Source organism: Candidatus Cloacimonadota bacterium (assembly GCA_020532355.1).
GTDB lineage: Bacteria > Cloacimonadota > Cloacimonadia > Cloacimonadales > Cloacimonadaceae > UBA5456.
In genome coordinates, this window is record JAJBBD010000113.1 from 1 (window position 1) to 12,184 (window position 12,184).

The following is a 12,184-nucleotide window of genomic DNA, read 5'->3' on the forward strand; positions in this document are numbered from 1 at the left end:
AGGCATACTTTAGGGGGACATGATCCCTTACTTACAGCATGATCCCGGCTTGAACCTTGCTTAATCCTCCGTTGTAGCGAAGGACGGGAAGGGGGCGAAGCGTCAATGCGCATGGGGGAATTTAGCTGTCGTTAAGTAAATGCATGAGACCGCTGCGAATCCATATATAGCAAATCTATATTCACGAGATATTGATTTTCAGGGCTTTTGATGATCGCACTTCTGATCCACTCGCCACATTTGTAGTACTGGGCTCCGCACCATGGCTTGATTATTCAACGGTCTGGGTAAGTGTATGAGCTTCCTACTCAAGATATCTTATAATAATATCGAATAGTCAGATATCTTTCAAGCAAAATCAAAAAGCATATTGCTGGATCGTAAATAGACAAATAATCTTAACGTAATGCAAACCATTGATATATAAGCTGTAAGCATACTTCCGTATTAGAAATGATAAGATTTTCCTTGTCTTTTTTTCAATGTTCTAAATAAAGGACACATAGACGTAATTTAAAGGACTTTGAAAAAATGAAGTTATCGCAACGAGCATTGAACATCCAAGCTTCTCCCATTAGGAAGTTAATGCCTCACGCTCAGAACACCAAAAACAGAGGCATAAAAGTATATCATCTAAATATTGGACAACCCGACATACCAACTCCTTCAGAGATGATTAAAGTATATCATGAGTTTTCGGAAAAAGTGCTGGCATATGGCCCATCTCAGGGTTTAGAAGTGTATCAACAAGGATTGATACATTATTATGGTAAGCTTGGCATATCTTTATCTGCGCAGGACATAATAGTTACAACAGCAGGCAGTGAAGCTATCACCTTTGCCATGATGGTGGTAGCCAATGAAGGTGATGAAATAATTGTTCCAGAGCCATTCTATACAAATTACAACGGGTTTGCAACAATGGCTTCAATACAATTGAAAGCTATTACTACCTATGCAGAAAACGGTTTTGCTTTACCGGCAGATACAGAATTTGAAGCTTTGATTACTCCCAAAACAAAGGCTATTATGCTTTGTAACCCGGGGAATCCAACCGGTGCAGTATACAGCAAGGAAGATATCTTTCGGGTAGCAAATATATGTAAGAAACATGGTATATTTATGATATCGGATGAGGTTTATCGAGAGTTTATTTATGATGGTTTAACCCATACAAGTGTTTTACAGATTCCGGAGTTTTCGGAATATGCTATATTGGTGGATAGTGTATCAAAACGCTACTCTGCCTGCGGAGCCCGGATAGGTTGTATTGTTTCTAAGAATAATGAGATAATGGCGGCCACTTTGAAGTTTGCCCAAGCACGGCTTTGCCCACCCACAATAGATCAATTAGCGGCTAACGCCTGTGTGTATTTGCCGGATGAATACTTTCATGAGATGGTAACAGAGTACCAATCTCGCCGGGATTTGGTATATGATGAACTCGTATCGATACCAGGTGTAATTTGTAAAAAACCGCAAGGAGCCTTTTATATTATTGCCAAGCTTCCCATTGCCAATGCTGAGGATTTTGTGATCTGGATGTTGGATAACTATCAGATGAATGGTGAAACTGTGATGGCAGCACCCGCAGAAGGATTTTACGCTAGTTCTGGCTTAGGGAAAGATGAATTACGCTTAGCTTACATTTTAAATAAAGAAGATCTTGGTAAGGCGATGAATATTTTTCGTGAAGGTCTTGCCCAATATATCAAAACCCACTAAGGTATGAACGACTATATTCCTGTACAAAAGGTTTTAGAAGGATTGATTCATAATTTAAATAATCCCTTAAACTTAATTTTGGCATATAGTCATAGACTAAAAAAAGACCACCCAGAGCTTACCGAATTAGATAAGATTTACGATGCAGGTATTAAGATTGACGATTTGTTAAAAGAACTATACCAACTATTAATCGATAAAGCATTAGCACAAAAAACCGAGATTTGTCTTAATGATTGGTTAAGTGGAGAGCTTGAATATCTTCAACATTATTTGCCCATCAAACACACAATAAGCTTTGTTAGGCAGGATAATTTACAAAACTTGCACAAGGAAGTTAATCCGCTTGAGTTGGCCTTGTGGTTTGAAACAGCTCTTCTTTGCTTGATGGCAGAAAATGACAGCATGGAAATTCGCACAGGGGTTTCAGAATATGAAGATTCTTATGCTGTGTACTTAATTCCGAATAGAGTATTACCAGATTCAATAGCTCATACTTTGATATTGAAGGCGAAATCTCATATTGTGGAAAGTGAAGGATCTATCAAGAGTGTGTGCAACAAAGAGAGAAACACTCTTTGGGGTGTGTTGATATGACAGAAAACCCTCGGATCTTGGTAGTTGATGATTCTCGAGAAAGCCTGGAATTAATTGGTTTGCAACTTGAAAGTAAATATCAAGCTACTTTGGTATCTTCGTTGCGAGAAGCCAGAGAAAAGCTTACTCAATGCAGATATCACATTGCCATTGTAGATCTCGTATTACCCGGGGAAAATGGCTTAGATCTGATCCGGGAGATTTCCTCAGATTATCCTTATACTGCAGTTATTGCAATTAGCGGGCAGGCTTCTATTGAAAGTGCAGTAATGGCGATGAAACTAGGTGCAAGCGAGTTTATGGTAAAACCACTTCGAAATCCTGATCTTATCAACATCTTAGTAGAAAAAACTCTTCAAGCCCAATGGCTAATTGCCGAAAATCGACGCCTTAACGCCATGTTGAACAATGAATTGGATACAGACCTAATAATCGGTAATTCTCAACCAATCCAAGCCCTTATCCAGAAAGTTAAAAAGATTTCAAAGCTGGATACTCTAGCCTTAATAACCGGAGAAACAGGAGTGGGGAAAAGTGTTTTTGCAGAGTTGATTCATCGTAACAGCCCCAGACGATCACAAAAGTTCGTCTCAGTAAACTGTGGTAGTTTAACCGAAACTCTATTAGAAAGTCTGCTATTTGGGCACAAGCGCGGAGCATTTACCGATGCCACTAGAGATAAAGTTGGCTATTTCCAAGAAGCAAATGGGGGCACCCTTTTTCTCGATGAAATTACAGAGACTTCTCTGGTGTTTCAAGTAAAACTGCTTAAAGTGCTAGAAACAGGAATATATCGAGCGGTTGGTTCCGATTCGGATTCTACTACCGACACCAGAATAATAGCCGCTACTAATAAAGATATCGAAGCTATGGTTAAAGAAAATAAGTTCCGCGAGGATCTGTATTATCGTCTAAACGTAATAAATCTGCATATTCCACCCTTGCGAGAACGAAAAGATGATATTAGAGTTCTTGCCAACTCTTTTGTTCATGAGTTTTGCAAAAAATATAATAAGACTGAATTGAAGGTATCTCCTGGAGTTATGTCGCTGCTACTAAAATACAAATGGAAAGGTAATATTCGAGAATTGCGTAATGCTTTGGAGCATGCAGTAATACTGGCAGAAAATAAAGTAATTCAACCTGAAGACCTTCCTGAGGCGGTAAGCGGTGGAGCAACTTCGGCGGAAAACATAGGTTTAATAGATAATTTGAACTGGGCAGAAGCAAGAGATGCCTTTACCAAACACTATATACAAAGTCTTCTTTTAAAAACTGGTGGGAATATTCTTCGTGCTGCAGCACTGGCAGATATTACCCGAGAAAATTTTTATAAAAAATGCACAAAGCTGGGTATAGATTGGCGGCAATACCGTAATCCCAGCGAGTATGATAATGGTGGTGAGATATGAAAACAAAATGGAAGATTTCTCCATACCTATACCTTTTACCTGCATTAATAATAGTAGTAGCATTCCGTTTAGTTCCAATTGTTATGAGCTTTGTGCTCTCGTTTTTCGATTGGTCGCTACAGGGTACTGGTAAGTTTATTGGCTTGGAAAACTATGCAAAGATGATGAAGGATCCTGTGTTTTGGCAATCTATGGGTAATACTTTTTGGTTGGTGATAATTCTGGTGCCAACAACCATAGTTCTATCTTTATTTTTTGCCGTAATGCTGAATAAGATTAAGTATCTAAAGGGCTTGTTCCGCATCGTATATTTTATGCCCTTTGTTACTTCATTGGTTGCAGTATCTATTGTTTGGAAACTCATCTTCAATGAGCAAACTGGACTAATGAATACATTTTTGGGCTACATAGGCATATCTCCCCAGGCGTGGTTGTCGGAATCGAGAGGAATATTTCTGATAATGTTTGAAAATCTTGGTTTTGACAAACTACCTCAGTTTTTTCACGGTCCTTCACAGGCGTTGTTTGCCATAATTATTATGACAGTATGGAAGGGATTAGGGTACAACACGATAATCTATCTTGCTGGTTTACAGAACATATCCAAGGTTTATTATGAAGCAGCAGAAATAGATGGTGCAGGCAAAGGCAGACAGTTTTGGAACATAACGGTTCCGCTGATTTCTCCCACAACCTTTTATGTGCTTATAATGACGACGATTACCACATTCCAAGCCTTCTCGCAGATCTATTTGATGACCGATAAAGGCGGTCCGTTGAACACCACTAAGCTCATTGTATATTACATATATGAGCGGGGTTTTGATGTTTTGGAAATGGGCTATGCAAGTGCAGTTGCCCTAGCTTTGTTTATTCTTGTTCTGGCGCTTACTATTTTCCAGCGCAGAATGGAAAAACACGTAAACTATTAAGGGGAGGCATACAATGGATAAATTTAGAAGCATCATTACCTACTTGATCTTGGTTATTTTTGGATTGACCATGGTTGTGCCCTTTTTATGGATGTTATCAACATCTCTTATGACTCAATCTGAATTCAATAAACAAGAAACTCTATTTATTCCCAAAGAAGAATATCACGTTTGGCATAATAACGATGTAGAGGAACGGATTCTTTTGGTTATGGACAAGGGTGAAAACAGCGTTATTCATGTTTTGGATGAGGACTTGAACATTGTAGAGGAATATAAAGAAGTTCCATCCACACAAATTGAACTCGTCCGTAAAAAACCAAGCTTGCATTTCTTGAACTTTGTGAAAGCCTTTAAAAAGGTACCTTTTGGCTTGTATTTCTATAATACAATTTACGTATCGTTGTTCAGTTTGATAGGAGTGCTGTTTACATCGTTGTTATCTGCCTACGCTTTTGCCAGAATGGAGTTTAGGGGTAGAGATTTCTTCTTTTACCTCTTTTTGTCGATGATGATGGTTCCTCAGCCGATTTACATGATTTCTTCTTATGTATTATTGGATAAATTGAATTGGTTGGATACCTACAATGCCCTTATAATTCCTTGGATAGCGAATATTTTTACCATATTCCTCTTCCGTCAGCATTTTAAATCCTTACCCAAAGAACTTTTCGATGCAGCATCTATCGATGGTTGTTCAACTTTTGGAATGCTATGGAGAATTGTTGTTCCACTATCAAAACCAATTATTGCCACAGCCTCTATATTCTCTCTTATTTCCAGTTGGAATAGTTTTATGTGGCCACTCGTGATGATAAACCGTCCCGAACTAAGAGTATTACAAGTAGGATTAAGCTATTTTAACCAAGAAGCTTCTACGCAGACTACGCTGTTGATGGCAGCATCAACATTTAGTATTGTGCCAATCCTAATTCTCTTCTTCTTTGCTCAGAAACAGATAATTGCCAGCTATTCTCGTAGCGGGATGAAAGACTAAACAGGAGCTACAATGCCCAAAACAGAAGATGTAAAAAAAAGATTACGGCAAGGTAAACGAAAAGAGTATGAGATACCCAATCCAATACCTGTAACAGATAATCTTCCCATAAAACCTCAAGCGATTGTAAACAAGAAGTACAATCGAATTGTTGCATGGTTGATATTTGCCGTCACATTGGCCGTGTATGTTGCCACTCAAGCTCGTACTATGAGTTTTTGGGATAGCGGAGAATATGCTACGTGTATAAGCATTTTAGGCGTACCTCATCCTCCTGGAAACCCTTTTTATATAGTATTTGGTCGTGCCATTGTTGCTTTGTTGGGAGGCTTTATCTCCCATGCTGTGATTGCGGCATTTATTTCGGGATTGGCTTCTGCGTTTGCCGTAATGTTTACATATTTGTTTACCGTTAAATTGGTAAGCATGATGAAGGTGCAGGCTTGGGAAGCGATGATTGCTGGAGTTATTGCGGCTTTGTATACGGCGTTCTCATTCACTTTTTGGATGAATGCCATCGAAGCAGAGGTTTATTCGGGCCTGGTCTTTTTTGTGAATCTGATTTTATGGTTAACCCTGGTGTGGTTAGAAAAAAGCGAGGATTATAGCCACCAAAACATATTACTCTTGATTGTTTATCTATTCTTTTTAGGGTTTTGTGTTCACCAGACTGCTTTACAGGTTGCCCCGGCTGTTCTTTTTATAATAGTATATCCTCTTCTGCAAAAGGGAATTCTCAAGGATAATTTTTGGTTTAAAGTGGTTGGATATACCTTCGCAATAATGGCTGGGTATTTTATATTTGGTGCTATAGGGAAAGGCTTGGCTATAGATGAATTTGATAAATGGGGTTTTGCTGTTGTAACATTGTTAATATTGGCGTATGAGCTTAGAGAAGTGTTTGGAGCTCGCTTTTGGCAGATTTCATTCTTGCTCGTTTTAATTGGGCTTTCCAGTCATATATACTTGATGATTCGCGCCGCAGATCGTCCCTTTATAAATGAAGGCCATCCTAGCACGGTATCATCTTTTATGGATTATGTCTTACGCAAACAATATGGAAATACCAGTTTTATTGTTAGACGCGCAAAATTCTTTAGTGAACAGATAAACTTCCATTTCTTTCGTTATTTCGGAATGCAATGGTTCCCCGATGGAATAATGGCTCCCTTTGTTAAAACATCAAGCGCATTAGGAAAATCTATTGGACAGCTTTTAATTGCTTTTTTGGGCTTAGCCGGAGCCATGTATCAGCGTAAGTTAAACAAACACAGCTTCAGATACTTTTTAACAGTGATTATCTTTACAACGATAGTTATGGTATTTGTCATGAATCTCTCAAACGCCGAAGTAAGAGATAGAGACTATTTCTTTGTAGTTGCCTATAATATGTGGGCGATATGGTTGGGGATAGGTGTCATAGGTTTGATAAGCCTGGTAAAGGGAAAGTTAGCTCGGTATATTGTAATGTCTATTATGCTTATTCTGCCGGTTACAAATATGCTTTCCCAATATCATGTTCATGATCGCTCTCAAGAGTATATCGCTCTAGATTATGGGGTAAACTTTCTCAATTCTTTGGAAGAAAACGCCATTATTTTCACGAATGGCGATAATGATACTTTCCCATTATGGTATGCTCAGGCGGTTGAAGATCCCCATGCCAAAGAACATGTTTATCCCGCAAATGATGTTATGCCATCATCACAAGCCAAAGATGCAATTGAAAGTGCCATGAAGTATAAGAATAAATATCTTAGAGGAATACGAAAAGATGTTTCTGTAGCTAACTTATCCTTATTGAATACAGCATGGTATATTAAACAACTGCGCGATAAAGAAGGGATTCAATTTAATATGACAGAAACGCAAATAGATGATATGTATATAACTCAGATTAACAAAAATTTAAGCATACCCGGAACCGAAGCTACTGGATCGTTTGAAGTTCAATTAGAGCAAACACCTTCCTGGCGCTCCAATGAACCTTTCTATAGAGTATCAGATCAAGCCGTGATGCAGATAATCGAAGATAACTTTGGTCATCGCCCCATCTACTTTGCCGTTACATGCGAAAGCTACATCGGGTTTGAGAAATTCACTCGCAATGAGGGCATGGTTGCCCGAGTAGTATCACGTGAAGCCGAAGATCAAGCTGATATTGAACGGCTTATTACTAATATTGATGAAGTATATGAATACCGTTCAATAGATGATGACAGAGTATTTAAAGATGGAAACATGAAGCGTTTGGTACTAAATTATGGTTCTGGATTTGTAAGAGCTGCCACTCATTTTGCGGAAATAGGTGATTCAGAAAGAGCTCTATCATATATTCAACGAGGGAGAATCTTTATAGAGGACGAGATCAAACTGACTGATTTTTACACAAAAATGTATACACATAACAAGGATTGGGATTCTTTAGACTCTTTTGTGGATAATGTTATATTCAGGCACGCTCAAGGATGGCGAATATACATCAGTTTTGTATTAACTCATCTAATCGAAAATGATCCTGCAAATGCTGCACGTTTTATTGAAAAAGGCTTACTGAGTTTTCCTCAAGAACAAACTTTTGCCCAAGTAGCGCTATATTATGCCGAGCAAGCAGGATATACTGAAAAAGCCCTTGAGATTCTGAAACGGGCAAAGTCGAATCTACAATACGATGTAGAGCCATATATTGCTGAACTAATCAATATTCAAGGAGCTATTTAGTTTGTCTCATAGAGTATTTACTGTCCTTGTTGGAGGAAAAGCTGGCGAAGGAATCAAAAAAGCCGCTCAGGTAATCGGTAAAATTGCTGTAGCCAATAATTACAATGTTTTCCAAACAGATGACTATCAGTCCCTTATCAAGGGAGGCCACAACTTTAGCCTGGTGAGCTTAGGCAAAGATCCCATCTACTGTACTTATAAAAAGGCGAATATTGTTATCAGTTTCGATAAACGTAGTGTTAGCCAACATAAACAAGATATAGCTCCTAATGGCTTACATTTTTGCGATGATACAGATTCGCATGGAACCGAGTGTGTTGGATTACCATTATTAAGGTTAATGAAAGAGCACTATGGTAATCAAGGGAATATGTCTTTAGCTTCGGTGGCGATCTTTTGTGCTGTATTAGGTATCCCTCTCAAGATAATGAAAGATACCATTAAAAAAGAATTCAGACGTTATGTTCCAGAAAATATGGCTTTTGCAGAAGCAGTTTATAGTTCGGTTAAAGAAAAGGACATATCTTATTTGCTTGAGTTTGAACTAACGAATTCATGTTCTAGTGAGCTATACACAGGCAATCAAATGATAGCCTTAGGGGCTTGGGTTGCCGGAATGGATTGTTACTTTAGCTATCCCATGACTCCGGCTTCATCAATATTGCACTATTTAGCATTAAAGCAAAGCGATCTTGGCGTTACAACTGTACACGCAGAAAGCGAATTGGCGGCAGCCAATATGGCAATTGGGGCGTGTTTTGCCGGCAAACGAGCTGCTGTTGGTAGTAGTGGGGGTGGCATAGCATTGATGCAGGAAGCATTTTCTTTGGCTGGAATGGTGGAAGCTCCGCTGCTATTCATTCTTTCATCCCGACCTGGACCTGCAACAGGAGTTTCTACATACACTGCTCAAGAAGATCTATATTTTGCCCTTAACCAAGGACACGGTGAATTCCCTCGTATTGTAGCAAGTCCAGATTGCTTAGAAAGAGCTTTTTCACTAACGGCAGAATTAATGCAACTAGCATGGGCTAGTCAAAGTCCGGCAATTCTGCTTACCGAAAAGCATCTCAGTGAAAGCATGGCAAATGTCAAGATTCCGGATTTGAGCTTACAAGAATATACCTTTCAGGAACAAGAAGATCGAGAGTACTGGAGATATAGAATCAATCAAAGCGGTGTATCTGCACTGAAGTTTCCCGGCTCAGATAATTGCTCTGAAGATGATGTAATAAAATGGAACAGTAACGAGCATCTGGAAAGTGGAGTTCGCACCGATGATCCTGAATGCATTATCAATATGAAAGAGAAACGGATGCGAAAATCTGACACTATATATAAGCTTAGCAAAGCCAATAAGCGAGTAGAGATATTTGGCTCTGGCAATATTTTAGTTTTTGCCTATGGATCTACGGCTCTGGAATTGCGGGAAGCCCTTAAATATTATAACTTTACTCTTATCGTTCCCATTTATTTAGATCCTTTCCCCAAAGAAGAGCTTGCCTTGTACCGTGAATGCGAAGCGATAGTTGTAGAACACTCATCAAAACCTAATTTTGCCAGATTTCTTAAAGAGCAATTAGAACTGAAAGTAAAAGCAAATATTCTCCGCTATGATGGTCGCCATTTTAGCCCCGAAGAACTAATAACCGCTATCAAAGAGGCAGAGGATGCGTAGTTTAAAAAGCTCAAAAGAAAATACATGGTGTATTGGATGTGGGAATTTTGGTATTTTTGCTGCGTTTAGAAAATGCATTCAGTCTTTGGTAGATGAAGGCTATTCGTTGGCTGATATTGTTATAACATCCGGTATAGGATGTCATGGCAAGATTTTCGATTATCTGGATATATCTGGGGTATATGGATTGCACGGAAGAGCATTGGCTACTGCTCAGGGCATCAAAATTGCAAATCCTAAGCTTCACGTTATATCGTTTGGTGGAGATGGAGATAGCATGGGTGAGGGGCTTGAACACACTTTATTTGCCGCCAAGCGTAATATGGATATAACTTTAATCTTACACAACAACGGTAATTATGGGCTTACTACCGGACAAGCTTCTCCACTTTCGAATATCGGCTTTAAAGGAATATCCACTCCAAACGGAAATGTCGAGCGTCCTTTTAATGCCGTAAACTTGTTAATAGAAGCAGGGGCAAGCTTTGTAGCTAGAGCGTACAGTGCTAATATAGATCATCTCTCTCATATCTTGCATAAGGCAATAATCCATAGAGGCTTTTCCTTTGTTGAAGTGTTACAGCCCTGTGTAAGCTATAATAATACATACGAGTTGTTTAACAACAACTGTATGATACTTGATACTTTACCTACGGATAAAGCTCATGCCAGATCGTTGGCATCAGATCCAGATGTTTTTTATTTGGGAGTATTTCATGAACAACAGCTTCCAGTATATCACGAATCAATAGCAATCCAATCGACGTCAATGACTTTAGCGCAACGAATTCAATTTATCCACAATAATAAATGAAGAAACGTTTATCTTTCCAGCTCTTATTTCTTTTGTTTGGTTCTGCAATTATGACATTTGTCATAGTTTCAGGAAAGAAATCGATCCATAACATCTGTCCCAATGCGATAATATGCTTTGGGATATTAAAGGGAAACATTATAACGCTTAGTCTCGGCTTGACTTCATTAGGCATATTTTTAGGTATCCTGTTCATGATTGTTGCCATGTTTTGGGGTAGAATGTTTTGTGGTTATGTATGCCCCTTAGGCACGATTCAGGAGCTGATCTTCAGGGTTTTCCACAAAAGAAAAAATCGTCAGATTCCCTATTTTGTCGAGCGCAAGTTAAGTAAGATAAAATATTGGCTTATGGGTATTAGTATTGTATTGGTGGGTTCGGGGTTTGCGTGGATATCTATTAACTTATGTCCAATTTATGCCTTATCACGCATACCATCATTAGCACCGCTAGGATTATTTACGCTGGCTGTGATTCTAATTGGTGGTCTTTTTCTGGAGCGATTATGGTGCAGGTTTCTATGCCCCTATGCCGCACTTTTAAACATAGCTCAAGCACTGGGGGGATTATTTGGAATTAAACGCAAGAAAATCCGGCGCAATCTTGAAAGATGTATAGATTGTGGTGTGTGCAGCTTTAATTGCCCCATGAATATAGATATTTTAGGCGATGAATATGTAAATGCCTTAGATTGTATTCACTGCCAGCGCTGCATCGAGAAATGTCCAAAAATTGGCACAATTACGGAAGAGAAGGAACATTGAACAGATTATTGCGAATAGTTTTCGTTCTATTACTATTAATCATAGCTCTGGTGCAGTTTTTTGCAGCCAAAGGAATCTTTGCAGCCAAGGAGAGGCTACAAGTTTGTCCGGTTAATGCTATCTACATGAAAAATGGCAAAGCAATGATAGATAGCCTTAAATGCATTGGTTGCCGCCGTTGTGTAGATGGATTTGTTGCAATACCCAATCAGAATATTGTAGATTCTAATACTCCTCAAGCGACAATAAAAGAAGATGGGTTTATAAACTCTGATGATTCAATACCAAAAGCATCTGCAAATGATGTTCAACCCATGCAAAAGATTAAAGAAAATCTAAATGTCAAAGACGAGGAATCGATTCAAGATTCTTTATTATCGATTTTACCTGCTACAAAGCAATTCTATGTTGTTGATGCTTCAACTTGCATTTCATGTGGGCTGTGTTTAAAAGTATGCCCAGTAGGCGCTATCAGTTACAAAGACGGAAAGGCATTTATCGATCCAGAAAAGTGCATCAATTGCGGCATTTGCGCAGGAACTGA

The 12,184-nt window shown here is 38.8% G+C and carries 10 protein-coding genes; all 10 read left to right on the forward strand.

Going from position 1 to position 12,184, the window contains the following annotated elements; translation table 11 throughout:
• The first annotated feature begins 531 nt into the window (after positions 1–531).
• A complete protein-coding gene (locus LHW48_03960) occupies positions 532–1,725 on the forward strand; it encodes a pyridoxal phosphate-dependent aminotransferase (protein MCB5259613.1) in 1,194 nt (397 codons plus the stop codon).
• 3 nt (positions 1,726–1,728) lie between these two features.
• Positions 1,729–2,322, forward strand: coding sequence for a hypothetical protein (locus tag LHW48_03965; protein ID MCB5259614.1), 594 nt, complete (start codon positions 1,729–1,731; stop codon positions 2,320–2,322).
• Positions 2,319–3,734, forward strand: coding sequence for a sigma-54 dependent transcriptional regulator (locus LHW48_03970; protein MCB5259615.1), 1,416 nt, complete (start codon positions 2,319–2,321; stop codon positions 3,732–3,734). The genes LHW48_03965 and LHW48_03970 overlap by 4 nt, the downstream gene beginning before the upstream one ends.
• The gene (locus LHW48_03975; protein MCB5259616.1) at positions 3,731–4,666 is read left to right on the forward strand and encodes a sugar ABC transporter permease; all 936 of its coding nucleotides are present in this window, start codon (positions 3,731–3,733) and stop codon (positions 4,664–4,666) included. Before LHW48_03970 ends, LHW48_03975 begins: the two co-directional genes overlap by 4 nt.
• 13 nt (positions 4,667–4,679) lie before the next feature.
• Positions 4,680–5,663: a carbohydrate ABC transporter permease gene (locus LHW48_03980; protein MCB5259617.1), complete on the forward strand. Its 984-nt coding sequence runs from the start codon at positions 4,680–4,682 to the stop codon at positions 5,661–5,663.
• Between the two features lie 12 nt (positions 5,664–5,675).
• Positions 5,676–8,384: a DUF2723 domain-containing protein gene (locus LHW48_03985; protein ID MCB5259618.1), complete on the forward strand. Its 2,709-nt coding sequence runs from the start codon at positions 5,676–5,678 to the stop codon at positions 8,382–8,384.
• A gap of 1 nt (position 8,385) precedes the next feature.
• Positions 8,386–10,062 (forward strand): 2-oxoacid:acceptor oxidoreductase family protein, encoded by a 1,677-nt coding sequence (locus tag LHW48_03990; protein MCB5259619.1) that lies wholly within the window; start codon positions 8,386–8,388, stop codon positions 10,060–10,062.
• Positions 10,055–10,876 (forward strand): thiamine pyrophosphate-dependent enzyme, encoded by an 822-nt coding sequence (locus tag LHW48_03995; GenBank protein MCB5259620.1) that lies wholly within the window; start codon positions 10,055–10,057, stop codon positions 10,874–10,876. The genes LHW48_03990 and LHW48_03995 overlap by 8 nt, the downstream gene beginning before the upstream one ends.
• A gap of 50 nt (positions 10,877–10,926) precedes the next feature.
• Positions 10,927–11,640 carry a 4Fe-4S binding protein gene (locus LHW48_04000; protein MCB5259621.1) on the forward strand — a complete coding sequence of 238 codons (714 nt, stop codon included), beginning with the start codon at positions 10,927–10,929 and terminating at the stop codon, positions 11,638–11,640.
• Positions 11,637–12,184 (forward strand): 4Fe-4S binding protein (locus LHW48_04005; protein ID MCB5259622.1); only part of this gene is annotated, 548 nt, incomplete at its 3' end. The genes LHW48_04000 and LHW48_04005, both read left to right, overlap by 4 nt.